17 protein-coding genes are annotated in these 26,105 nt (G+C 62.5%); 15 read left to right on the top strand and 2 right to left on the bottom strand.

Annotated features, from left to right (window positions below):
- Positions 1 to 122 precede the first annotated feature (122 nt).
- The 4 genes from HB676_RS31660 to HB676_RS31645 all read left to right on the top strand — a co-directional run bounded on the left by HB676_RS31660 (position 123) and on the right by HB676_RS31645 (position 6,644).
- Positions 123 to 1,583, top strand: a complete 1,461-nt coding sequence (locus HB676_RS31660) for a caspase family protein (RefSeq protein WP_213742430.1) — start codon at positions 123 to 125, stop codon at positions 1,581 to 1,583.
- Positions 1,584 to 1,768: 185 nt separating this feature from the next.
- On the top strand, positions 1,769 to 2,419 hold the full coding sequence (locus HB676_RS31655; RefSeq protein ID WP_213742464.1) for an OmpA family protein: 651 nt from the start codon (positions 1,769 to 1,771) through the stop codon (positions 2,417 to 2,419).
- 161 nt (positions 2,420 to 2,580) lie between these two features.
- Positions 2,581 to 3,507 carry an efflux RND transporter periplasmic adaptor subunit gene (locus HB676_RS31650; protein ID WP_213742429.1) on the top strand — a complete coding sequence of 309 codons (927 nt, stop codon included), beginning with the start codon at positions 2,581 to 2,583 and terminating at the stop codon, positions 3,505 to 3,507.
- Positions 3,507 to 6,644 (top strand): efflux RND transporter permease subunit, encoded by a 3,138-nt coding sequence (locus tag HB676_RS31645; RefSeq protein ID WP_213742428.1) that lies wholly within the window; start codon positions 3,507 to 3,509, stop codon positions 6,642 to 6,644. The genes HB676_RS31650 and HB676_RS31645 overlap by 1 nt, the downstream gene beginning before the upstream one ends.
- Before the next feature lie 3 nt (positions 6,645 to 6,647).
- On the opposite strand, the gene HB676_RS31640 is transcribed toward HB676_RS31645, so the two are convergent.
- Positions 6,648 to 7,322, bottom strand: coding sequence for a Crp/Fnr family transcriptional regulator (locus tag HB676_RS31640; RefSeq protein ID WP_213742427.1), 675 nt, complete (start codon positions 7,320 to 7,322; stop codon positions 6,648 to 6,650).
- A 179-nt stretch (positions 7,323 to 7,501) separates the two neighbouring features.
- Here HB676_RS31640 and HB676_RS31635 point away from each other — a divergent pair, with 179 nt between their 5' ends.
- The 4 genes from HB676_RS31635 (at position 7,502) to HB676_RS31620 (ending at position 15,118) form a co-directional block, all read left to right on the top strand.
- A complete protein-coding gene (locus HB676_RS31635; protein ID WP_213742426.1) occupies positions 7,502 to 9,511 on the top strand; it encodes an AsmA family protein in 2,010 nt (669 codons plus the stop codon).
- Positions 9,512 to 9,715: 204 nt separating this feature from the next.
- Entirely contained in the window at positions 9,716 to 12,184 is a 2,469-nt protein-coding gene (locus tag HB676_RS31630; RefSeq protein ID WP_213742425.1) for an adenylate/guanylate cyclase domain-containing protein, read from the top strand.
- A 997-nt stretch (positions 12,185 to 13,181) separates the two neighbouring features.
- A complete protein-coding gene (dcm, locus tag HB676_RS31625) occupies positions 13,182 to 13,700 on the top strand; it encodes a DNA (cytosine-5-)-methyltransferase (protein ID WP_346347471.1) in 519 nt (172 codons plus the stop codon).
- Positions 13,701 to 14,218: 518 nt separating this feature from the next.
- Positions 14,219 to 15,118 (top strand): HlyD family efflux transporter periplasmic adaptor subunit, encoded by a 900-nt coding sequence (locus HB676_RS31620; RefSeq protein ID WP_213742463.1) that lies wholly within the window; start codon positions 14,219 to 14,221, stop codon positions 15,116 to 15,118.
- 357 nt (positions 15,119 to 15,475) lie between these two features.
- On the opposite strand, the gene HB676_RS31615 is transcribed toward HB676_RS31620, so the two are convergent.
- Complete coding sequence (locus tag HB676_RS31615) at positions 15,476 to 16,378, bottom strand: caspase family protein (protein ID WP_213742423.1); 903 nt, start codon at positions 16,376 to 16,378, stop codon at positions 15,476 to 15,478.
- A gap of 445 nt (positions 16,379 to 16,823) precedes the next feature.
- Here HB676_RS31615 and HB676_RS31610 point away from each other — a divergent pair, with 445 nt between their 5' ends.
- The 7 genes from HB676_RS31610 (at position 16,824) to HB676_RS31580 (ending at position 26,022) form a co-directional block, all read left to right on the top strand.
- The gene (locus HB676_RS31610; RefSeq protein ID WP_213742422.1) at positions 16,824 to 18,578 is read left to right on the top strand and encodes a hypothetical protein; all 1,755 of its coding nucleotides are present in this window, start codon (positions 16,824 to 16,826) and stop codon (positions 18,576 to 18,578) included.
- Between the two features lie 126 nt (positions 18,579 to 18,704).
- Entirely contained in the window at positions 18,705 to 19,454 is a 750-nt protein-coding gene (locus tag HB676_RS31605) for a thermonuclease family protein (protein ID WP_249780558.1), read from the top strand.
- A gap of 290 nt (positions 19,455 to 19,744) precedes the next feature.
- Complete coding sequence (locus HB676_RS31600) at positions 19,745 to 20,530, top strand: LssY C-terminal domain-containing protein (protein ID WP_249780561.1); 786 nt, start codon at positions 19,745 to 19,747, stop codon at positions 20,528 to 20,530.
- Between the two features lie 164 nt (positions 20,531 to 20,694).
- Positions 20,695 to 21,882 (top strand): aminotransferase class V-fold PLP-dependent enzyme, encoded by a 1,188-nt coding sequence (locus tag HB676_RS31595; protein ID WP_213742421.1) that lies wholly within the window; start codon positions 20,695 to 20,697, stop codon positions 21,880 to 21,882.
- Between the two features lie 142 nt (positions 21,883 to 22,024).
- Positions 22,025 to 23,086, top strand: a complete 1,062-nt coding sequence (locus HB676_RS31590) for an ABC transporter ATP-binding protein (RefSeq protein ID WP_213742420.1) — start codon at positions 22,025 to 22,027, stop codon at positions 23,084 to 23,086.
- A 74-nt stretch (positions 23,087 to 23,160) separates the two neighbouring features.
- Positions 23,161 to 24,177, top strand: a complete 1,017-nt coding sequence (locus tag HB676_RS31585; protein WP_249780557.1) for an extracellular solute-binding protein — start codon at positions 23,161 to 23,163, stop codon at positions 24,175 to 24,177.
- Between the two features lie 123 nt (positions 24,178 to 24,300).
- A complete protein-coding gene (locus HB676_RS31580; protein WP_213742418.1) occupies positions 24,301 to 26,022 on the top strand; it encodes an iron ABC transporter permease in 1,722 nt (573 codons plus the stop codon).
- Positions 26,023 to 26,105: the final 83 nt, after the last annotated feature.

Here is a 26,105-nt window from a genome sequence, read left to right as displayed (position 1 = left end):
TCTGAGGCATTTCCCGCGGTCGATAGCGCTTGCGAGCCCGGTTTGATAATGCGATTTTCGTGGGATAAGGTCGCCGAGGCGCAAGCTGGGATCGGCGTCTTGATGGTTGGGCTGAACGTCGTATGAGAATTCGCCTTACACTGCTTGTCGCCCTGATCCTGTCGGCCGCGTCGATTGCCCCGTCGTCTGCCGCGGACAGGTTTGCCCTTGTCATCGGCAACGCGAAATATCCCGATGCCGACGCTCCCCTGAAAGAACCCATCAACGACGCCCGTGATATTGCCGACGAGCTCAAGCGCGACGGCTTTACGGTCGATATCGGGGAAAATCTCAACGGCGAAGGAATGCGCCGCGCCTTCGAGCGGCTGTACGGACACGTCAAGCCCGGCGCCGTCGCGCTGGTTTTCTTCAGCGGCTTTGGCATCCAGTCCAACCGGCAAAGCTTTATGATTCCGGTCGATGCGCAGATCTGGACCGAACCGGATGTCCGCCGCGACGGCATCAGCCTGGAAACCGTGCTCGGCGAAATCAATAACCGCGGCGCCGGCGTCAAGATCGCCCTGGTCGATGCCTCCAGGCGCAACCCGTTCGAACGCCGGTTTCGCAGTTTCTCGGCCGGCCTCGCGCCCGTCATTGCGCCGAACGGCACGCTGGTGATGTATTCGGCGGCCTTGAGCTCCGTTATCTCGGACAATGGCAGCGATCACAGCCTGTTCGTGCAGGAACTGCTCAAGGAAATCCGCGTCCCCGACCTGATGGCGGAGGAGACGCTGAATCGTACCCGCGTCGGTGTCACCCGCGCGTCACGCAGTGAGCAGGTGCCGTGGATTTCATCCTCGCTGGCTGAGGATTTCTCATTCATTCCGGGCTCGGGCGCGCGCCCGTCAACGCCAGTCAATCCTGCGCCCAGTCCGACACCCGCACCGCCGCCGGGTCCGGTAGCCGCCCTGCCGCCGCCAGCCGCGCCGACCCCTACACCGTTGCCGCGCACCGATCCGCCGCCGGCGCCGAAAGCCGAAACTCCTCCGCCCCCTCCGGCGGATAAACCGGCGCAGCCCAATGACGGCTCGGCGCCGCCCAATATCGCCGATGATCCGACCATCAAAGCCCTGACCGATAAGCTCATCGAGAACCCCGACGACGCCGGCGCACATTACCGGCGCGGGCAGGTCTATGCGAGCAAGGGGGCCTACGCCCTTGCCGTCAAGGACTTCGACGATGCAATCCGGCTCAACCCAAAGGATGTGGAAGCCTACAACAATCGTTGCTGGGCCCGCACCGTGATCGGCGATTTGCAGGCGGCGTTGCGGGATTGCAACGAAGCGCTCCGGCTGCGCCCGAACTTTGTCGATGCGCTCGACAGCCGCGGCCTTGTCAATCTCAAAAGCGGCATGGCCAAGAATGCGATTGCCGACTTCGACGCCGCCCTCAAGATCAATCCGAGACTGACCTCGTCGCTATACGGGCGAGGCCTCGCCAAGAAGAACAACGGCTCGATTTCCGAGGGCGATCTGGATATATCGAACGCCAAGGCGATGGATCCGAATATTGTCAAGGAATTCGCCAGCTACGGGGTTCGCTGACGATATTCCGGCTGACGATATCTTGAATGGATCGGCCGGCGCGGTTTGAAACCCAAAATTCGAACCTAGATGCGGGCACCAAAGACAAATCAAGAAGCAGCCGCGATCAATTGGGGCCCGTGGCTGATTTTACAAAATCCATTGGAACCGCGCGCGACCGTGCAGGAGGGCTGACAATGTCGAACATGTCTGGCAGGCGAAATCTGACCGCGATCCTCTCGCTTCTGACGATCGGCGCCGCGCTCTCCATCGGCATGGCCCGCGCCGCCGAGGATGTCACCGAGGATCAGATCATCCGGGCGCTTGCGCCCGCCAGGAAGCCCCTGACCCGGGGCCTGTCGGTGGGTCCGCAGACCCAGACCGATCCGGCGGCTTTCGCAGCCGAAGGACAATTCGTGCAAAAATTCCGCAATCGGGCGACACGTTCGCTCTCGGCGGCTGAGCGCGAAGAGATCGCCGCCGTCGTCAAGGACAAGCCGAAGATCGATCTGGAAATCAACTTCGATTACAATTCAGCCAATATCAGCGCCAGGTCGCTGCCGTCGGTTCAGGCTTTGGGCCGCGCGCTTTCCAATCCCGACCTGAAGGGCTCGACCTTCGTGGTCGCGGGCCATACCGATGCCGCCGGCGGGGATACCTACAATCAGGACCTGTCGGAACGTCGCGCCGACTCGATCAAGCGCTATCTGGTCGAGAAATTCGGAATCGCCGGCACCGACCTCGTGACCGTCGGCTATGGCAAGACCAAGCTCAAGGACCCGGCCAATCCGCTGGCGGAGGTCAACCGCCGCGTGCAGGTTGCGAATATGGACAACAAGGCCACCGCGTCCAAGTGATTGTCCAAGCGATGCGTGCGGGTCTGGGTAAAGTTTTGCCATCTAAATGCGTCCCGCGCCCCTGCGGGACGTTTTTGTCTGTCATACTTCCCGTTATTCCGGGATGGTGCGTCAGCACCGAAATGACGGTCTTGAGATTTTAGGTCTGGATTGATCCGGCGATGATGCTTTCCGAATACCTCAAGCCTGCGCTGGCGGTTGTCTGCGTCGCGATTCTCGGCGGCGGCTGGTACTGGCTTGAACACCGTTCCCGCCCCGAAGAGAAGGAAACGCCCAACAACGCGATGGTGATCGTCACCAAATCCACCAACGCCTGTTTCTCCGATCTGGTGCGGGTCACCGGATTTATCGTACCGCGCCGGGAAGCGGTGGTCGGAGTCGACCAGGAAGGATCCAGGGTTTCCGAACTGCTGGTCCGCGAAGGCGACACGGTCGCCGATAATCAGGAACTGGCGCGGCTGACTCCGCCTCCGGCGCAAGCCGCGGCACCCGCCGGCTCACGGCCCGCGCCGACGTCGCTGCGGGCGCCGGCCGCCGGCCTCGTTACCCAGGTCAACACCATCGTCGGGGCGCCGGCCTCGCCCCAGGCTGGGCCGATGTTCCGGATCGCGGTCAATAACGAGATCGACATGGACGCCGAAATACCGGCGGTCCACATGCTGAAGCTCAATCCGGGCGCGACGGTGCGGATCAGCCGGGACAATGGGCCTGACATCGTCGGCCGCGTCAGGCTGGTTTCGCCGCAGATCGATCGCAACAGCCAGCTCGGCCATGTCAGGATCACGCTGACCAGCAATCCCTCGCTTAAGATCGGCATGTTCGCGCAGGCCAGCATCGACGCCAAGCGCAGTTGTGGGGTCGCGGTTCCGCGCACCGCCATTGACCACCTGACCGTTCAGGTGGTCAAAGGAAATACAGTTGAGATGCGCAAAGTCCGGGTTGGACTGGTGTCCGACACATCAACGGAAATACTTGAAGGCCTCGAGGTCGGCGAAGTCGTCGTCGCCGACGCAGGCTCTTCGCTTCATGACGGCGACAAGATCAAGACCATGTTCGCCGAGGAACTCGATCGAACGCGGGTACGCTGATGGCACTCAATATCTCGGCATGGTCGATCCGGAATCCGCTTCCCTCCATCGTGTTTTCGATCATCCTTTTGGTGCTCGGCTGGGTCTCCTTCACCAAGCTCGCGGTGACGCGGCTGCCCAGCGCCGACATCCCGGTAATCTCGGTTGCGGTATCGCAGTTCGGCGCCGCACCCGCGGAACTTGAATCTCAGGTCACCAAGACCATCGAAGACGGCGTGTCGGGCGTCGAAGGCGTACGTCACATTTCATCCTCGATCACCGACGGGTTGTCGCTGACGACGATCCAGTTCGCGCTTGAAACCAACACCGACCGGGCGCTCAACGACGTCAAGGACGCCGTCACCCGCGTGCGCGCCAACCTGCCGCAAAATGTCAACGAGCCGCTGATCCAGCGCGTCGACGTAATCGGCCTGCCGATCGTCACCTATGCCGCGATCTCGCCTGGCAAGACGCCCGAGCAGCTTTCCTATTTTGTCGATGACGTGGTCAAGCGCGCGCTGCAGGGTGTGCGCAACGTCGCCCAGGTCGAGCGTATCGGCGGTGTCGAGCGCGAGATTCTGGTCTCGCTCGATCCCGACCGGTTGCAGGCCGCGGGACTGACGGCAGTCGATGTCAGCCATCGTTTGCGCGGCACCAATGTCGATCTCGCCGGCGGACGGGCTGAAATCGGCAAGAACGACCAGGCCATCCGAACCCTCGCCGGCGCCAAGACGCTCAACGATCTCGCCGGAACCATGATCAGCCTGCCGACCGGCGGCGAAGTGCGGCTCGACGATCTCGGCACCGTTACCGACACCATTGCCGATCGGCGGACCTTTGCCCGCTTCAACGGCGAGCCGGTGGTGGCGCTCGGCATCAAGCGCTCCAAGGGCGCCAGCGACGTGGTAGTCGCCGCCGCCGTGCAGAAGCGCATCGACGCGTTGAAGATTGCCTATCCCGATGTCGACCTCAAGCTGATCGACACGTCAGTGGAATTCACCAAGGGAAATTACGAGGCTGCGATCTCGACGTTGTTTGAAGGCGCCATTCTCGCCGTCGTCATCGTGCTTTTGTTCCTGCGCGATATCAGGGCCACCATCATCGCAGCGATCTCGCTGCCGCTGTCGATCTTCCCGGCGTTCTGGGCGATGGACATCCTGGGATTTTCGCTGAACCTCGTCAGCTTCCTCGCCATCACATTGTCCACCGGCATTCTGGTCGACGATGCGATCGTCGAAATCGAAAACATCGTGCGGCATATGCGGATGGGCAAATCGCCCTATCGCGCCGCGCTGGAAGCCGCCGACGAAATCGGCCTCGCGGTCATCGCGATCTCGCTGACCATCATCGCGATCTTCGCGCCCGCCAGCTTCATGTCCGGTATCGCGGGGCAGTTCTTCAAGCAGTTCGGCATCACCGTATCCGTGCAGGTATTCTTCTCGCTGCTGGCCGCGCGTTTCGTCACGCCGGTGCTGGCGGCTTATTTCTTGAAAGATCACGCGCATGACGACCCTCCGCCGGGATTAATCCTGCACACCTATACGCGGCTGGTGACTTGGTCGGTAAAGCATCACTTCATCACCGTCATGATCGGCTTTGGTATTTTCGCAGCCTCGATCTGGAGCATCACTTTGCTGCCGCAAGGCTTCCTGCCGGCGCAGGACACCGCGCGCTCCCTGCTGGCGATGGAACTGCCGCCCGGTTCGCAACTCGCCTTCACCGAGAAGGTCACCGAAGACATTGTCGCCCGCCTGCGCAAGCGGCCGGAGGTCAGGAGCGTATTCGTCGACGGCGGCCGGGTGCCGCCGGGAACGTTCGAAGTGAGGCGCGCGGCGCTGATCATCAACTACACGCCGAAAACCGATCGCAAGATCACGCAGCGCGCGCTCGAGCTTGAGATCAGCCACGAGCTCGAAAACGTGCCGGACATCCGGTTCTGGTTCCTCGACGAAAACGGCCTGCGCGCGATCTCGCTGGTCGTCACCGGCGCCGACAGCAATATCGTCAGCAATGTCGCCAGCGAATTGGCGAACCAGATGAAGCGAATTCCGCTGATCGCCAATGTGATCTCCGAGACCTCGCTCGATCGGCCGGAGCTTCGGATCCAGCCGCGAGCCGATCTCGCCGCACGCCTAGGCGTTTCCACCGAAAGCCTGTCGGAAACCATTCGCGTCGCTACCATCGGCGACGTCGGCCCGGCGCTCGCCAAATTCGACGCCGGCGATCGTCAAGTGCCGATCCGGGTCCAGCTCGAGGATGGCGCGCGCGGTGACCTGAAGGTTCTCGACCAGTTACGGGTACCGCTCGGCGGCGGCCGCGGCGGCGTGCCGTTATCCGTCGTCGCTGACATCAAGCTCGATCAGGGCCCGACCAGCATCAACCGCTATGACCGCGAACGTCAGGCCACTGTGGCCGCCGACCTCGTCGGCACCGCGGCGCTCGGCGATGCCACCAAGAAAATCTACGACTTGCCGGTCATGAAAAGCCTGCCGAAGGGCGTCTCCGTGAACCCCTCGGGTGATGCCGAAAGCCTGAACGAATTATCGGCGGGCTTTGCCACTGCGATCACGGCCGGGTTGATGATGGTCTATGCGGTGCTGGTACTGCTGTTCGGAACCTTCCTGCAGCCGATCACGATCCTGTTCTCGCTGCCGCTCTCGATCGGCGGCGCGATCGTGGCGTTGCTGGTCACCGGCAAGCAACTCACGACGCCGGTGTGGATCGGCATCCTGATGCTGATGGGTATCGTGACCAAGAACGCCATCATGCTGGTGGAGTTCGCGGTCGAATCGATCCGGGAAGGCAAGCCGCGCGATGAAGCGATCATCGACGCCGGCATGAAGCGCGCCCGTCCGATCGTGATGACCACCATCGCAATGGCGGCCGGCATGATGCCATCAGCCCTGGCATTCGGCGCCGGCGGCGAATTCCGCTCGCCGATGGCGCTGGCGGTGATCGGCGGCCTGGTATTCTCCACCGTGCTGTCGCTGGTGTTCGTGCCGGCGATGTTCATGATGATGGACGACATCGGCTCGGTGATCTGGCGTCACGGCAAGAAGCTGTTGGCGTCCAGCGGCGACGGCGAGCACGAACCGGCCGGTCATGCCCCCGATCACAAGCCACCGCCAGCAATCGTGCATTCGCCTGCGGCGGAGTAAACGCTACTCGTTGCGCGCCACCGCCGTCAGCTTGGTCATGTTCTGCAGCAATATCCGTCCGCGCTGCAGGTCCAGAATGCCGTCCTTGCGCCAGAGCTGGAGCTGACGGTTCACGCTTTCGCGCGCAGCGCCGACGAACACGCCGAGTTGCTCCTGCGAGATGTGCACCTCGGAGCCGAAATCGGAGGCCAAAGCACAAAGCCGGCGCGCAAGGCGAACCGGCAGCGGCTGCAGCACCGATTCCTCCATCCGCTCGCTCATCCAGCGGATGCGCTGGCACAGCAGCATGATCAGCTTGACCGCGACACGCGGTTCGCGTTCGAGATGGCCGAGAAAATCCTCGCGCCGCAACACAAACAATTCGGTCGGCTCGCCTGCGGCGGCATCGGCGGTACGGCTCTGACCGTCGAGTACCGCGACCTCGCCAAAGAGATCGCCGGGCCCAAGAAAATTCAGGGTCAGCCGGGTGCCGTCGGACGCACCGGTTTCGATCCGGATCTGGCCGCGGCGAACCCCGAACAACGCGTCGCCAGCGTCGCCCTTCTGGAACAGCATCTCTCCGGTGTTGAGGTGCTGGGTATGGCAAAGCGCCGATATGCGCTGCAATTCATCAGCGCCGAGATCGACGAACATCGGATTCATCTTCAAAATAACCGCAAATTCGGCCTGTTTGCTCATGGCAATACTTTCTCGCGCCAGTCCGGAAAGGACTGGAATTCTTCAGGGTCGAAGTGTGTCATAAGTCACATACCTTTGCAGCACCCCCGGTCTATTTTTGGCGGCTTTGAGCGGTTCCCCTTTTCCGGGGTAGACTTGAGGCAAAAGTCACACTTGTTTGCCGGGTCCGGAAGTCAGCCATGAGAGCCCTGAAAATCGCTGGCAGCGCCGTCGCTGCCTTTATCGTTATCGTGGGCCTGCTTCTGGTCATCGGGATCCCCTCGGGCTTTCTGACCTCGGTCATCCAGGAGCGCGTCGAGCGCGACACCGGCTACCGGCTGACGATCGCGGGTTCCACCAGGATCGGGCTGTGGCCGTCCTTCAACGTGACGCTCAATGACGTCACTTTGGAGGGTACCCAGAAAGCCGGAGATCGAGATACCGGCAATCACCTGACCGTCGGCAGCATCCAGGCCGACATGACCTTGGCGAGCCTGTGGTCGGGGCATCCCGAAATCACCGATCTCGTGATTACCCGCCCGGTTCTCAACGTGCCGCTGCGGCGCGAACGCGGCGCGGCACCTGCGGCTTCTTCGGGCAAGGCATCGGCATCTCCGCGCGAAGACGGCTCGAACACGCCGACGATCGAACGGCTCAAGGTGACCGACGCCACGATCGTTTTTTCCAACGCGCGCGACCGCGTCGAAAATCGCATCGAGGGCATCAATGCCGATGCCACGGTCAGTGCGGATCGCAAGATCAGGATCACCGGTAGCGCACGCGCCGGCGAGCATCCGATCAAATTCAACATCAAGGCGACCGCACCCACCCCGCCGCTGGAACGGCAGACCGTTCCGGTCGATCTCACGCTCGACGTGCCGGATGTCCTGCAGGCGCCCCTGACCGGCAAGGCCGAAGTCCGGTTCAACGGCTCGGTCGTGATGATCAACGGCCTCACCGGCACGCTGGGCGACGGCGCGTTCAACGGATGGGCGTCGGTCGATCTCGCCAGCAAGCCGCTGGTAAAACTCGATCTCGATTTCCAGCGGCTCGATATCGCGGCCGCCAGAGGGCCAAGCGCAACGCAGGATGCGCCCTCCTCTCCAACCTGGAGCAACGCCCCGCTCGATGTCACCGGCCTGAATTATGTCGATGCGCAGATCAGGGTTTCCGCCGCCGAACTCAACATCGGCGAAGGCCATTTCGCGCCTGTCGCGATCGACGCGACGCTCGCGAGCGGCGTGCTTAAATGCGGCATCACCAATCTCGGCGCTTATGGCGGCCAGGCCAGCGGCGAAATTGATATCGATGCGGGGGGCGCCACGCCCGCTTACACGATGCGCGCTGATCTGACGGGTGTGCGCGCGCTGCCGCTGCTGCGCAGTGCGGCCGGCTTCGATAAGCTCGACGGCAAGATGCAGGCGAAAATCTCGGTGCGCTCCAGCGGCCAGAGCCAGCGCGCGATCATGTCGGGCCTTAACGGAACAGCGTTTGCGACCTTTCAGGACGGCGCGATCCGCGGCCTCAATGTCGCGCAGATGATCCGCTCGCTGACTGCGAGCACGCTGTCGGGCTGGCAGGAGAACCGCGAGCAGACCACCGACCTCTCGCAATTGTCGGCCTCGTTCCGCATCGAGCAAGGGCAGGCGACAACCAGCGATCTCAATCTGGTCGGCCCGCTGGTGAAGATGACAGGCACCGGCACCGTGGACCTCGGCCGCAAGTCGCTGGCGTTCCGGGTCGAACCGAAACTCGTGATGACCACCCAGGGCCAGGGCCGCGCTACCGACCCGGTCGGCTTCGGCATCCCCGTGGTGATCGACGGGCCGTGGGCGCAGCCGCGGATTTATCCTGACATGGCCGGCATGCTGGATAATCCCGATGCGGCCTATGCCAAGCTGAAGGAGATGGGCCAGGGGCTGTTCGGGCCGGGCGGTGGATTGGGCGGCGGCAGTGGGCTTGGTGGCTTGCTCGGCGGCAATTCCGATGGATCGGGTGGCGGCAATCCGTCCGATCCGCTGGGCGGCAAGCTCGGCGAGACCCTGGGCAATCTGCTGCAGCAGGGATTGAGCCAGGGCCGCAACCCCCGCCGTGGCATGCCGGATTCGCAGGCTCCCGCCGCGCCGGCGCAGAACGATCCGCCGCCGCAGCAGCAACAGCCGGACAGCCAGCCGATGAACGACGTGCTGAAGCAGTTGTTCAACCGCTAGGCCCACCGTGCGCTTGTAGCCCGGATGAGCGCAGCGACATCCGGGGTGAATGCAACACCGGCCCCGGATATCGCTGCGCTCATCCGGGCTACGTCCTAATCCACCGCTAACCACGCCCTCCCTCCCCGGCCCCACCCTCTCGATTTGTGCTAAACAATCCCGGCTGATGGCAGCGGATGCTTGCACCCGCGCACGAGGGATTGGATGGACGGGGTCAAGGGCAAGAGCTGGTTTGCGCGCGGCGGCCTGTTCGCGAAATACGTGATCTCGCTGGTGGGCCTCGTGGTGTTCGTGCTCGCGGTCAACGGCGCGATCGAGACCTGGATCAGCTACCGCGGCATCCAGACCACGCTGAGCGGCGGAATGGGCGAGAAGGCCGAGGCGACCGCGCGGCGGATCGAGCAGGCGGTCTCCGACCTCGAACGCCAGATCAGCTGGGTCACCCGCGCCAGTGCCGTCACCACCGAACAGCACCGCGCCGATTACGCGCAACTGCTCAACCAGGTGCCGGCGGTCTCGCAACTGACGCTGCTCGACGGCTATGGCCGCGAGCAATTGCGGCTGTCGCGCACCGCGATCTCGGTCGGCAGCCAGATCGACTACTCGCGCGACGTCAGGTTCACCGACACCCTCACCCGCAATGTCACCACTGCGCCGGTATTCTTCCGCGGCACCCAGCCGTTTATGTCGATCTCGGTGGCGCATTCCGGCTTCAATGCCGGCGTCACCGTCGCCGATATCGACCTTGGCTTTCTCAACGATTATCTCGGCGATGCGCAGGTCGGCCGCGGCACGTTTGCCTATGTGGTCGATGCGCACGGCGAGGTGATCGCCAGTTCCAGCAAAGGTCCTGAGGTCGGCAAGGATATCACCGCGCTGCCGCAGGTTTCGAGCGTGATGCTGCCCGATGGTCACGCGCTGACGTCGGGCCTCGATGCCGATGGCCATGAGGTGCTGACGGCGGCGCATTCCGTCGACAAACTCAACTGGTCCGTCTTCTTCGAACAGCCGACCGCGCAGGCACTGACGCCGATCCGCGATCAACTGGTGCGGAGCGCGCTGCTGATCGCGCTCGGCCTCGCGGTCGCAATCCTGGCCGGCAGCCTTTTGGCGCGACGCATGCTGATCCCGATCACGGCCCTTCGAAGCGGCGCGCGGCGTCTCGGCGAGGGCGATTTCAGCCATCGCATCGATGTGCACACCAAGGACGAACTCCAGGAACTCGCCGACCAGTTCAACAGCATGGCCGGCCAACTGCACGAGACGTATACCGGCCTCGAATCCAAGGTCGAGGAACGCACGCGCGATCTGGCGCAATCGGTCAACGAACTTAAAGTGCTCGAGGAAGTCGGCCGCGCGGTGTCGTCCTCGCTCGATCTCAACGCGGTGCTGCCGACGGTGGCGGCGCGCGCGCTGGAAATCACCCATGCCGACGCGGTGCTGATCTACGCTTACGACGCCGCGACAAAACAATTTCAGCTCACCGAAGCGATCGGCATCGACAAATCGGCCGAAGGCGCGCACCGCGCGATCGATGCCGACACGTCCGTGCTCGGCCAGGCTGCCGCCAAGGGCGAGCCGATTGCGATCCCTGATCTCACCGACGCCACCGAACATCTGCTGCGCGAGGTCGCGGTTGCCGCCGGCTATCATGCGGTGCTGGTGGTGCCGCTGGTCGACCAGACCGGCATTCTGGGATCGCTGGTGGTGCTGCGCCGCGCGGCCGGCGAATTCACCGCCAATCTGATCGGCCTGATGCGCACCTTCGCGCATCAATCGGTGCTGGCGATGCGCAATGCGCGGCTGTTCACCGAAGTCGACCAGAAGGGCCGCGAACTGGCGACCGCGCATACCACCGTGCAGCAGCAGGCCGACAAATTGCGCGAACAGACCGCGGAACTGACCGACTGGAACAAGTCGCTGGAGGAGCGCGTCGAAAAGCAAATCGGCGAGATCGAGCGCATCCGCAAGCTCGAGCGCTTTTTGCCGAAACAAGTCGCGCAACTGATTGCGTCGAGCGACGGCCATGACGCGCTGCTCGACAGCCACCGCCGCGAAGTCACGGTGGTGTTCTGCGATCTGCGCGGTTTTACCGCGTTCACCGAAACCACCGAGCCCGAAGAGGCGATGAATGTGCTGCGCGAATATCACGCCGCCTTGGGCGAGCTGATTTTCCGCTATGAGGGCACGCTCGACCGCTACGCCGGCGACGGCGTGATGATCCTGTTCAACGCGCCGATTCCGTTTCCCGATCACGTCCAGCGCGCGGTGAAGATGTCGGTCGAGATGCGCGACACCATCGGCGCGCTGACGCGCCAATGGCGCAACCGCGGGCACAGTCTTGGTTTCGGCGTCGGCATCGCCATGGGCTATGCGACGCTGGGCCAGATCGGCGTCGAACAGCGCCTCGAATACGCCGCGATCGGCAGCGTCACCAACCTCGCCTCCCGCCTGTGCGACGAAGCCAAGGCCGACCAGATCGTGGTGTCGCGGCGCGTGTTCGGCATGGTCGAGCAATGGGCCGAAGGCAAGCCGCTCGATGATCTGATGCTGAAGGGATTCAATCATCCGGTGCTGGCGGTGGAGATATTGGGCTGGCGAGAGGATGAGGATGCGCCACTTGCGTCTGCCGAGCCCGCACCGAGCGCTGAGCCGCGACGCTTGAAGCAGTAACCGCTATCGCATCCCCCCTGCCGTCGTCCCGGCGCAGGCCGGGACCCCTAGCGTGAGCGCAATTGCGCTCATCGCGGCGCCGCGGCCTATCGTTCAAGCACGCCGTTCGATCACCTTCGCACAACCCCACGCCCCGTGGTTATGGGTCCCGGCTCAAGGCCGGGACGACACTGAGGGTGTTGCAGCACCGATTCAAATTTCAAACAGCCAAGCGCGCGAAACGTAATCACCGTCATTGCGAGCGTAAGCGAAGCAATCCATCGCGCAACGCAAAGAAAGTATGGATTGCCGCGTCGCTCCGCTCCTCGCAATGACGCCAAGGCACACCTCAGCATCCCCGCGGCACGAAATGCCCGAGTGACGCTCGATAGCTTCGCCCAAAACAAAGAGGGCGTGGGGAATGCCGGGTGCTCGATGCACCCGCAGCCGCGCGTGTAGAGTAGTGTAGCACGCGCGTTAGTCACCACGGTTGCACCGGAGAACCCGGCATTCCCGCACGCGATGGTGTTAACGGTTTCCTTCGTACTCTCCCCGGTGATCGGGCTCTTTTGTCACCGTCGCTTCGCGAAACGTCCGCGAAACTTGAACGCCAGCGTCGAGGCGTCAGGACCACACGACTTCGCCGTCCGCATCACACGCTATTCGTCAAAAGCGCATCCGCGTCCACCGCATCCCGCCCCGCGTCCGTGACGATCGCGAGCCGCCCCTCAGGTGGGACGAGACAGCCGCAAGATGCCAATGATTTGGGGGATGCGAAAAGCAGAATATTTTTTGCGGTCCATCTGGACGGATGGAATCACCTTGAATTGGCAGGGGAAATTGGGTTTTACGCGAAATTATCTTCAGAGGCGCTGGTCCGTATTGTCGTTCTGCAATTTACCCGGTATGAAAGTCGAAAATAGAACAAAGTAAGAACATTTTAATTGTTCGCTGGGTAAGATTGTGTCAGGTTGGGATTCATTGACACAGAGATTCGGGGGCAAAAGTGGCTGGTAGAGTGACAAGATTTACAACGCTGCACCAGCAAGCAGGTCTCTCTTTCGATGAAGCTATTTCCCTCATCAAGGTCTCCCGTAGTACGGGGTATCGCTATCAAGCGGGAACAGGAGAACCATCTGGGGCGGCCATTACTTTATTAGAAGATGCTGCAGCTTCTCGTATTGCGAACGTACCCGGCTGGTTTCGCTTCATCGACCTTTTCGCTGGCATTGGCGGTCTACGTAAAGGTTTTGAGAGCATCGGTGGCCGTTGTGTGTTCACGTCCGAATGGGATCTGAACAGCCAGAAAACCTACGCCAACAATTTTCCCGACAACCATCCTATTTCCGGCGATATTCGAGAATTCTCAGCTGATCCGTCTCTTGTACCGGAACACGACGTTCTTCTTGCCGGCTTTCCATGTCAGCCTTTCTCGCTAGCTGGGGTGTCCAAGAAAAATTCGCTGGGTAGAAAGCATGGTTTCCTAGACGAGACACAAGGCACGCTATTCTTTGATACGGCCCAGATAACCCTCTAAGCGGAGCGAGATTTCCCGTTATCCGGTGTTCCCCCTTCCGTGCCTTCCCCCATGTCTGAAGTTGATAACGGGTCTGAACAAGTCCGACTTCCTTATTTGCAACGACCAAGATTGCGTTAATCTGCACTCCCGGAGCAGTCTCCGTATCGCTCTTCACCAACGGCGGAAAATAGGGATAAAGCTCAATCGGTATGACAAAGCCTGCTTGATTATTGTCCCCCTGCCCTGAGTCATTTTTCGATAGTTGCTTGAAAACCGGCGCGTCGAATTCGGGTATCTCATCCATTTGGCGTCCCCCGCGCTGCTCGCTCTGACTCTACAAGAAGAGGAGTTAAACGATTGACGACAACCTTGGGTTAACTTGCGTCGGTGGTCCGAACATTTCTGAGTTGCCGAGCGATCGAACCATCTCGGTGGAGGGGTATCCGTTGTAAGTAGCGACCGACGTCTACCGTACTGCTTGGCTTCTTAGCCCCCCGTCTGATATCGATGACCAAGAAAACGGGACCAGAATGCTGATGACTGATTTAGCCGCACTGTATCCTTCCCGAAAATCCCTCGTCCCCTCTCTCGCCACCCTCCTCTGCCTCGGCCTCGCCACCCCCTCCCTCGCCGCCGACGATCCCGACGCCCCCCGCGGTGCGGCGGTCACCGTGCTCAAGGCCGCGAAATCCTGCTTCGATCGGGTCGTCGAGGTGGCCGGGATCGTGATCCCGCGGGAGGAGACTTCGGTGCGGCCGGATCGGCCGGGGCTGAAGGTCGCGGAAATCATGGCCGATGCCGGCGATACCGTCACCGCAGGGCAGGCGCTGGCGCGGCTGACGCTGCCGGAGGGCGGCACGGTTCAGGTCACGGCACCCGTGGCCGGGTTGATCTCGGCCTCGACGGCCCAGGTCGGCGCGGTGGCGTCGGGACGGGGCGAGGCGCTGTTTTCCATCCTCGCGCGCAGCGAGTTCGACCTGGTCGGCCTGGTGCCCACGCAAGATCTCGGCAAGCTCGCGGCCAACCAGACCGCGCGGATCAAGATCCTCGGCGCCGGCGAGGTCGACGGCCGGGTGCGCCGGGTGGCGTCCACGGTCGAACCCAACAGCCAGCTCGGCCAGGTGTTCATCTCCGTCACCACCACGCGCAAGCTTCTGGCCAATTCGTCCGGCCGCGCGATGATCAAGACCGGGCAGAGCTGCGGCGTGGCGGTGCCGCTCACCGCGGTGCTCTATGGCAATGGCGGCACCGTCGTGCAGGTGATCCGCCGCGCCCGGGTCGAGACCAAGCGGGTCGAGGTCGGGCTGATGTCCGGCGGCCAGGTCGAAATCCGCGAGGGGCTGGCGGAAGGCGACATCGTGGTGGCGCGCGCGGGCGCGCTGCTGCGCGAGGGCGATCCGGTGCGGCCGGTGACGGCGAGCGCGGAGGAGAAGTGACGCGCTGCGCCGAGGTTAAGTTGCTGCGCTGACGTACGGCCCGTCTTTGTTTAGCGTTTGCGGCTACCCCCCACCCCGACCCTCCCCCGCAAGGGGGGAGGAAGTGAGAGAGCGGCGGGGATGCGGATGCGCGAGTTTGCGCGAACAACTACATCAACTCGTCATTCCGGGGCGCGCGCAGCGCGAGCCCGGAATCCATAACCACGATCGTGAGTATGGATTCCGGGCCTGCGCCAAGTGGCGCATCCCGGAATGACGACCAAATTTTGCAGCATGACGGTGCGCTCCCTCGCCCCGCTTGCGAGGCAAAGTCAGCGGCCTTACGGCCGCCCACCGATATCGAGGATTGAGAGCTACCTAACCGCCCGCGTCGGCGGCAGTCACGCCGAACCGCACATCTTCCAGCAGCGAGGAAGAAACCGACGGCACTTGCGCGCCGTCGGAGGCGCGGGAGATGGCAATGCGGGTTTTGTTGAAGACGGCTTCGGCGGCGGCGGCGCGGTCGGCCAAAGCCTTGTTGGATTCGCCGGCATTGAGGCTGTTGAGGTTCGCCAGCAATTCCGACATCAGCACCGAATGCTGGCCATTGGAATCATCAGCCACCTGGCCCGGCGTCGCCGAGGTCAGGATCAGCGCGTTGTCGGGCGCGGTGATCGGGGCGAGGCCATGCGAGAAGGTGCGGAAGCGGCGTTCATAGGGGTTGCGCCTGGAGGCATCGACCACGACCAGCTTGGCGCAGGCGCCCTGCTCTTTCATCGCGTCGAGCACGGCTTCGATGCTCATGCCGTCGCGGCGCACATCGGATTCCTTCCAGATCGCGGCATCGACCGGGATCATGTAGCTCTCGCGGCCGACCTGAACACCGTAGCCGCCAAAGAACAGCATCACCACCGAGTCCGGCCGCAGCTTGGCCTTGAGCCGGCCGATGGCGCGGTCCATGTCGTCCTTGGTCGCGTCTTCGATCACGTCGACGTCGAAGCCGTCGCGACGGAGCGCTGACGTCAGCGCGCGGGCGTCGTTGATCGGCTGGGTCAGGGGCGCATTGGCGTCGGGGTAATGGCCATTGCCGATCACCAAGGCGACGCGGGACGGCTTGTTTTTGGCGGCCGGGCCGGCCTGCTCGGAGGCGACCGACAGCGCAGCATCGAGCGAACGCATATTCAACGCGGCATGGGCGCCGATCGCCAGCGAGACCATGCCGACCAGAACGGCGGCGACGGCCAGCGGCCGGCGGGAGATGCGAAACTCACTCAAATTCATCGTGTCGTCCTGTCCATCGTCCAACGCACGCGAGGTTAGTCGCGCCAACGCCGTCTAGGTTTTAGGGGTCGCGGAAGGCATTGCCGTCCAATTATGATCAATTTGCGGCACCGCAACAAACCAACCCTTAACCTGCATGGACACCCCCGGCAACTATCTTTGGGGGTTAGACCCTCCATGGTTACCGGACTCATACTGACGCATAGCTGGTGCTTCGGAATGTGATATCAGTCACAAACGGCTTTGTTGTGCGCAGGCCGGCAATGGCCTTGCAATCGCATTGTTTTCCCTTGGATTTCGGTTATTTTTTCAACGACTTGCAGGCAAGGCCCTGCGGGTTGGAGACAGCCGGGCGCTGGCCGTTGGGCGGGTTGGCACCGGCTGAACGGAACGTGCGACACGATCGTGCGGACAGAAATTTAGCGGGAAACGCCGAAAGCAACGCATGGCCGTTATGGAACTCGCCGGAGCCGCATACCGCGCGCTGACGGCCCGGAAGGACGGTCCGTCGCTGTATGAGGTCTGCGACCCCCTGCTGCTCAACGGCGCCGGCGGCGATCCACACCTCGCCAAATTCTACAAGACCGCGCTCGGCAATCCCGCATTGCGCCCGCTGCTACGGCGCGCCGGGCTCAGCGAATTGCGCGAGACGCCGCGGCTCGACGGCCTGCGCGAGGCGCTGATCCGGGCGCGCGACGATGAGGCGCCGGACTGGGCCGCGATCGGCCGGCCGGTCGCAGCGCTGCTGGACACGATCGATGTCCGGCATCCGCAGCCCAGGACGATGACGAATGGTGCGGCGGCGCCGGGGCTCAATGGGGCGGCGGCGCCGGGCCTTGCCGAGATCGAGCGCATCATCCGCATTTGCGGCGCCCATCTGCTGCGCGCCTATCGCAGTAACGGCTTTATCCCGACCTATGCGGCCTTCAACCTGATCGGCGATCCGGATGTCCGCGGCCGCGAATTCCAGATGGCGCTGACCGGGCTCAATGCCCGCGGCTACAAGAACTCGACCTTGCTGTTTAATCTGGCGCGGATCTTCATCGCCCGCTCGCCGGCCCGCGCGCTGATCAATCCGCCCTGGAAGGGCATCGCCGAGCCGATGTGGCAGCCGATGCAGATCCGCCACCGCTCGGCCTATTACGACGCGTTCTTCACCGAGGCCCTGCTGAGCTTCATCGAGACCGGACTTGCGTCGTCAGGCGAAACCGCCACGTCGCGCCGTGCGATCGCCGACATGGTCGATTTTTGCCTGACCACCAGCCGCGAAGACGTGCGGGCGCAGGACGGCCGCATGGTCAGCGTCATCACCGCGCTGGCGCCGCTGCCGCATCCGCGCTTTTCGCGGTTCTTCTCGCAGATCAAGCAGGACCTCGGGTTTGGCATCTACGTGCCGGATTGCGACACCACGGCCTGCGCATTCTCGGCGGCGACCCAGGCCGGTTCGACCGATCCGATCCTCGACCAGCCGCTGCTGGATTTCTACGCCGGCTATCAGGTTCGCGGCGGCGTCAACGAACCTAAAGTGACGGTGCCGCTCAACGACAGCATCGATTATGAGGGCGGCGTCGTCACCTGGATCGACAATCTCAAAGGCGAGCGGCCATTCGGCAACGATCTCGATCCGACGCTCAATCTCGATATTCTCGAAGTCAGTTTCCGCAACCTCGCGCGCTGGAAGATCCTTGAGACGCCGGCGCGGCTGACGATCCTGCAGGGGATCGTCGGATTCCAGAAGCGGCTGGCATCATCAGGCGCATTCGCCGATCCACGCTCGCATATCTATTATCTGCCGGAGCTGTACTGCGCCTATTTCGGCCGCTGCTACGCGGCGTTCATGGCGTTGCCTGTTACGGCACGTCAGGCGATCGATCCCGACGGCGCGTTTGAGATGATCCGCCTCAAAGTGCTGGCCTATGTCGAAGGCGAGCTGATCACCGGCGAGATGAACGTGTTCGACGCCGCGCTGGCGCTGATGGCATTGGGCCATCTCGGAGCCGACGTGGCGAGCTTCGCCCCGGCGCTGCATTGCATCGCCAGTCATCTCGGCGAAGGCAGCCGCTGCGGGCCGTTCAAGGCCTATGAGTGGAACAAGATGAAGACCCCGACGCGCATCCTGGTCGGCGGTCCCGAGGTCACCTCGGCCTTCGTGCTGATGGGCCTCGCGCTGGCGCGCCGCGCGATGACGGGGCGGATGTAAGTTTCGCGTAAGCCGTCGCGCTAAATTGAAACCCTTGCCCCCATCGGGCGCTGGCGCGGCGGCTCCATCTGCCCCACAATCCGACGTGAGCGTGCTATCATTGCCTGATTGAATCGGCCTTTTCCCATGTTCATGAAATTCATAAAATTCCCGTCCGCCAGGTTCTTGCCCGCGATTGCGTTGCTCCTGCTGCCGGCCATCGCCGATGCGGCCGACATCACCGGCATTCCCAAGATCCGTGAAGGCGACTCGATCACGATCGGCAACGCCCGCATTCGCCTCGGCGGTATCGATGCGCCCGCGGTCGATCAACTCTGCCTCAACAACACCGGCGAGCGCTGGACCTGCGGCGTCGCGGCGCGCGACGAACTGATCAAGCATGTCGGCAACAAGAGCTGGACCTGTCACACCATCCGGACCGATCCGCGCGGCCGGCAGGTTGCGCGTTGCGATGTCGATGGCGAGGATATCCAGAAATGGATGGTGAAGAGCGGCTGGGCGCTGTCTTATGTGCGCTTCTCGCACGACTACGACGCCGACGAGAAAGCCGCGCGCGACGCCAAGGCCGGGATGTGGCAGGGCTCGTTCATCGCGCCGTGGGACTGGCGCGTCCGCAACAAGAAGACCAATATTCTGGGCGCCGCCAAGGCGCCGGAAAACGCCAGCACCATCCTGCTGGCCTCGGCATCGGGCTCGGTCGCGCCCTCGCCCGATTGCACCATCAAGGGCAACGTCAACCGTGCCGGCGAATGCATCTACCACCAGCCCACCAGCCGCTGGTACGCCAAGATCGAGATGAAGATCAGCAAAGGCACGCGCTGGTTCTGCTCGGTCGACGAGGCCGAAGCCGCGGGCTGCCGTGAGACCAAGCGATAGAGTTTTCCGGCGTGATGCTGGTTTCAGTGGCGATGGTTCGAGACGCGCCTCGTAGCCAAGTTTACGCAGGCTACGTAAACTTGCCTGCGCGCCGCGCTCCTCACCATGAGAGACCCGAACCTCATCCCGGGGAACCTTGCCCCCGTCTCTCATCCCGAGGAGCGCGTCTTCGTGCGTCTCGAAGGATGAAGCAATATGCGTTATCCTCTCCGACGAATTAATGAGAGCACGACGCCGTGACTGACACGCCAGAGGACCGGCGACCTCACCCGCACCGCGACTACTCGCGGCTGGAGCGCTTCCTGCTGGGCGCGCTGGGCACCATTCTCGTCTATACGCTGCTGGCCTATGTCGTGCTGCCGGCGTTCTGGACGCATCACGAGCACCAGAAAGGCCTCGCCGCGCTGCCGATGGTGACATTGACCGCGCAGGGCATTCCCGGCGATCCGATCAATGTCGGGCTCGTCGGCGACGACAAGGATGTGCTGTGCGCGATGGCGGCCGCCGGATGGTATCCGGCCGATCGCGTGACGCTGCGCTCCGCAATCGAGATCGTCGGCAGCGTGGTGCTGGACCGTCCCTATCATGACGCGCCGGTCAGCCCACTCTATTATCTCGGCCGGCGCGAGGACCTCGCTTTCGAAAAGCCCAGCGGCCGCAGCCCCGATCATCGCCATCATGTGCGCTTCTGGAAGGTGCTCGAACAGGGCGATGAAAAACGTCCGGTCTGGCTTGGCGATGCGACCTTCGACAGCAGCGTAGGCGTCAGCCATTACACCGGCGCCGTCACGCACCATATCGATGCCGATATCGACGCCGAGCGCGCACGTCTTGCCACCGATCTCGAAGCCGCCGGCATGGTCACTGCCAAATATCAGGTGACCGGCATCGGGCCGACCATGGCCGGGCGCAATGGCGGCGGCGATCTTTATTACACCGACGGCGAAGTCTGGATTCTGCGGCTGGTCGAGGCGTGCCAGAAGCGCAGCGATCCCGCCACCATCATCCCCAGTCCGCCCGCGACCGAACTCAAGGATCAGATCTGGCAGGCGGTCGCCAATGCGCTGCGGAAATAGCCGTAAAAATAGCTAACCGTCACGCTGCGACGAAAGGCAGCGGCCGTTTTTGGTGATCTGGATTGCTTCGCCGGCGCTCGCAATGACGCGGTCGATCCCGTATTATGCGGCTTGAGATTCCCGCCATCCCAATCCCTCCAATATATCTACAAGGAAAACCAATAATGGCAGTTCGCGCCGGCCGGGAGTTTCTGGCAATCCCCGGACCTACCAATATGCCCGATGCAGTGCTGCAGGCGATGCATCGCCCCGCGCTCGACATCTATTCCAAAGAAATGTTCGAACTGACCGACAGCCTGCTGCGCGATCTCTCCCGGCTGTTTGCCACCAAGGGCAAATCCTACATCTACATCGCCAACGGCCACGGCGCGTGGGAAGCCGTGATCAGCAATGTGCTGTCGCGCGGCGACAAGGTTCTGGTGCTGGAAAGCGGCCGCTTCGCGGTCGGCTGGGGCAATGCCGCGGCCGCGATGGGCGCCGATGTCGAAGTGCTCAAGGGCGACTGGCGCCGCGCGGTGCGGCCGGCCGAGGTCGAGGCCCGGCTGCGAGAAGACAAAGAGCACAAGATCAAGGCCATCATGGTGGTGCAGATCGACACGGCGTCCGGCGCCGTCAACGACATCGAGGCGATCGGCAAGGCGATCAAGGCTGCCGATCATCCTGCTTTGTATATGGTCGATACCGTGGCTTCACTCGGCTGCATGCCGTTCCAGATGGATGCATGGGGCATCGATGTCGCGATGTCCGGCTCGCAGAAGGGCCTGATGACACCGCCCGGCCTGAGCTTCGTCGCGATGAACGATCGCGCCCGCGAGGTGCACAAGACGGCGGGAATGCGCACGCCCTATTGGGACTGGACCGAGCGCGACGGCAGCGAGCATTACAGCAAATATGCGGGCACCGCGCCGGTGCATCTGTTGTTCGCGCTGCGCCAGGCGATCGACATGCTGTTCCAGGAGAAGCTCGAAAACGCATTCCTGCGCCATCATCTCTTGGGCGAAGCGGTGCGGCGCGCAGTCGGCGTCTGGGCCGAGGGCCAGGTGCTCGGCTTCAATATCACCGAAGCTTCGGAGCGGTCCGATACGGTCACGACGGTGGTGATGTCGAACGGTCACGATCCGGTTGCGCTGCAGACCTATTGCAAGGAAAAATGCGGCGTGGTGCTCGGCACCGGGATCGGCGAATTACGCGGCCAGGCGTTCCGGATCGCCCATATGGGCCATGTCAACGCACCGATGATCCTGGGCACGCTCGGCGTGATCGAAGTCGGCCTTCAGGCGCTCAATATCCCCCACGGCAAGGGCGGAACCGAAGCCGCCATCAACTGGCTCGGTGAGAGTGTGCATGCTTAAGGGTTTGGCAGGGGGAGCCTTCCCGGCCCCCCTGCATTCGTGCTTATAATGATCCAGCGATAAATAATGGGGCGGCCGCTGGCGGCGCACGCGTATCCCGAAAAAGTGGATGCGCGCAAAAAGAATACAGGGAGTGATCTGATTGGCGTCCGTTGAATTGCGTGACCTGACCAAGCGATTTGGATCGCTGGCGGTCGTAGATAACGTCTCCCTGCGCATCGATCATGGGCAGTTGATCTGCCTGTTGGGACCCTCCGGTTGCGGCAAGACCACGACGCTGCGGCTGATCGCGGGATTCCTCGAGCCGACCTCCGGCGAAATCCATGTCGGCGACCGGCTGGTGTCCTCGGCCGCGCGCACGCTGCCGCCCGAGCAGCGCAAGATGTCGATGATCTTCCAGAGCTACGCGCTGTGGCCGCATATGACGGTCGCGGAAAATATCGTCTACGGATTGCGATTGCGGAAATTCGATCGCGACACCATTGCGAAAAAACTCAAAGCCATTCTCGAGACCACCAAGCTCGAAGTCCTGGCGCAACGCTATCCCGGCGAATTGTCCGGCGGACAACAACAACGCGTGGCGCTGGCCCGCGCGCTGGTGGTCGAACCGGAAACCCTGCTGCTGGACGAACCGCTCTCCAACCTCGACGCCAATCTGCGCGAGGAAATGCGCTTCGAGATTCGCCGGCTGCATGACGAATATCGCTACACCACGGTCTATGTCACCCACGACCAGTCGGAAGCGATGACCACCGCCGATTTGATCGCGGTGATGAATGCCGGCAAGATCGACCAGCTCGGCACCCCCGAAGATATCTATGAGCGGCCGCAATCGGAATTCGTCGCGCGCTTCATCGGCTCCAGCAATGTGCTTAAAGGCGTCGCCCGCGACGAAAACCATATCTCGTTTTCCGGCGCGACCTTGCAGGTGGTGGGCGCAAAACTTCAAGCCGGCCAGAATGCCGCGGTCGCGATCCGCCAGCACGACATCCAGCTTTCAACCTCAGTGCCGGCATCCTCCGAAAATGTCGTCAAGGCCACAGTGACCCGCCAGGTGTTTCTCGGCGCCAACCGCGACTACATGGTCGAGACCTCAGATGGCACGGTGCTGCGCATCATCACCTCGACCGAAACTGCGGTGCCCAAGGGCACTGAAGTGTGGCTGACTTTTCCGATCGAACGCTGCCGGGCACTCAGCCGGTAATTGGGAGCGAACAGGTCAGCGCCATGCGAAACCAAAAGCTTTCCAGACGCGAGATAATCCGGGGCGCAAGTGCGTTGGCGCTTGGCACCGTGTTTGCTTCGCCCGCCCGCGCTGCCGCGCCGCCACCGGAAGCGATCACGCCGCAACTGATCGAGGCGGCGAAACAAGAAGCCAAGGTGGTATTGTATTCCGCGATGGACCTGCCGGTCGGCGAGAAGCTAGGCAAGGCCTTCGAAGCGAAATATCCGGGCATGCAGGTGCTGATCGAGCGCGCCGGTTCCGAGCGGCTGTTTCAGCGGATCGATCAGGAGTTCGCCTCCAACATCCGCGCCGCCGACGTGGTCAGCAGCGCCGACGCGTCGCACTTTATTCCGTGGAAGCGTAATGGCTGGCTGAAGCCCTTTGTCTCGGACGACGTCGCGCAATATTTTCCGGAACAATATCGCGATCCCGATGGCATGTTCGCGACCACGCGGGTCTGGCTGTCGTCGATCGCCTACAACACCAGCCTCGTCAAAGCCGAGGACGCGCCGACCAGCTACGCGGATCTGTTGGGTCCGAAATGGGCCGGCAAGATGGTCAAGGGCCATCCCGCCTATAGCGGCACCATCATGACCACGACGTTCCAGCTCGTTCGCGATCTCGGATGGGATTATCTGGAAAAACTGTCGAAGCAGCGCGTGATGCAGGTGCAGTCCTCGACCGATCCGCCGAAGAAGCTGGCGCTTGGCGAGCGCGCAGTGATGGCCGACGGCAATGAATACAACATCGTGCTGCTGAAGGAAGCCGGCCAGCCGGTCGAGCCGGTATATCCGAGCGAGGGCACGCCGACCATTTCGGGACCGACCGGCATCTTCATCAACGCCCCGCACCCCAATGCCGCCAAACTGTTTCAGGCCTGGTTTCACACGCGCGAGACACAACAGTTTCTGACCGACTTCACCGCGCAATATTCGGTGCATGCGCAAGTGCAGAGCAAACCTGGCCGCAAGAAATTTTCCGAGACCAGACTGATGAAGGAAGACCCCGCCGGGGTCGAGAAGATGGCGGAAGAAATCAAGACGCGCTATGCGCGGCTGTTTCGGGTGTGAACGACTAAACGTCGTCATTCCGGGATGGTCCGAAGGACCAGACCCGGAATCTCGAGATTCCGGGTTCGCGCTTCGCGCGCCCCGGAATGACGGTGAGGGAAAGAAATAAGATCGGCAGGCAACATGACCATCACCACCAGCCTAGACACCCCAAAAGCCAAAATCGACTGGACCAAGCCGGTGCTATGGCTGTTTGCGCTGGGGCTGGTTGCGCTGATTGTGTTGCCGATGTCTTGGCTCGCGATCTACGCCGTCACCGACAAGGCCAATCACCTCACCCTGCAGAACTTCGTCACGCTGTTCACCGATCCGGATTTTCTCGATCCGCTGCTGACCACCGCGATCATCGCCGTCTCCTCCGCCGCCATCTGCTGCATCGTCGCAGCGCCGATGGGGTGGCTGGTGTCGCGCACCAACATGCCGGGGCGGCAGTTCATCCGCGCGCTGGTGACGGCCTCGTTCGTGACGCCGCCGTTTCTCGGCGCCGTCGCATGGGAATTGCTGGCCGCGCCGAACAGCGGCTTGCTCAACCAGCTCTATCGCTTCCTGACCGGGGCGGCTTCCGACGAGCATCTGTTCGACATCTATTCGATGACCGGGATCATTTTCGTGATCTCCTGCTACACATTCCCCTTCGTGTTCGTGCTGGTGGCCAATTCGCTGGACAACATGCCGGGCGAACTCGAGGATGCCTCCGCGATTCTCGGCGGCAAGGCCTGGACCACCGCACGGCGCGTGACGATTCCGCTGGCGTTGCCAGCGCTGGTCGCCGGGGCCCTGATTGCATTCCTGCAGGCGATGACGCTGTTCGGCTCGCCCGCGATCCTGGCGCTGCCGGCCGGCTTTCACACCATGACCACGAAAATCTGGAGCCTGTTCCAGTATCCGCCGAAACTCGAACTCGCCGCAGCCGCCGCGGTGCCGTTGCTGCTGCTGACCATCGCGCTGCTGCAGGCGCAGAAATTCATTCTCGGCCGCCGCGGCTATTCGGTGGTGGGCGGCAAATATGGCGCGCCGCGCCGTGTCGAAATGAAGAAGTGGCGATGGGCAGCATTGGCGTTCTGCCTTGTGGTGCTGCTCAATCCCGTGTTCCTGCCGTATTTTGCGCTGTTCAACGCCGCTTTCTCGCCGAATGCGACCACGCTGGTGACGCCATCAACTTTCACGCTGCATAATATCGTGTTCGTATTCACGGAGCTGTCGTCGACCCAGCTTGCGATCAAGAACACGGTGATCCTGGGCACCGCGACCGCGACGATCGGGACTGTGCTGGCGCTGGTCATCGCCTACGTCACGACGCGGCGCGTGATCGCGGGCTGGCGCGTCCTCGGCTTTCTCGCTACCGCGCCAGTAGCGGTTCCCGGCATCGTGCTCGGCGTCGGGCTGTTTCTCAGCTATACGCGGCAGCCCTTCGTGCTCTATGGCACGCTGTGGATTCTTCTGATTGCGTTCCTGACCATCAACCTGCCCTCGGCCTATCAGCAATTGCAGGCGGCGTTCGCGACCATCCATCCCGAACTCGAAGACGCCAGCCGCATTCTCGGCGCCACCCGGCTGCAATCGCTGCTGCGCATTACCGCGCCCTTGCTGCGCACCGGCGTGATCGCGACCTGGTGCTTCATCTTCATCGGCGTGATGCGGGAACTTTCCGCGGCGATCGTGCTGTTCACCTCGCAAACCAAGGTGATCAGCGTGTTGATCTACGATCTCAACGAAAGCGGCGACCTCGCCGCGATCTCGGTATTGGGCATCGCGATGCTGATCATTACGTTCGCCGTGGTGCTCGCGGTGAACCAGATCCCGATGTTCGGGGCGACGACGAGCACAAGGGTGAGGAATGGGTAGAGAATAACGCGAAGCTTTATCAAAGCAACCGGTGAGCCCCCTCTCCCCTTGTGGGAGAGGGTTGGGGTGAGGGGTTCAGGTCT

Source organism: Bradyrhizobium sp. dw_411 (genome assembly GCF_018449695.1).
Lineage (GTDB): Bacteria > Pseudomonadota > Alphaproteobacteria > Rhizobiales > Xanthobacteraceae > Bradyrhizobium.
Note: the sequence above shows the minus strand (reverse complement) of the source record. Positions and strands in the feature narration are given on the sequence as shown.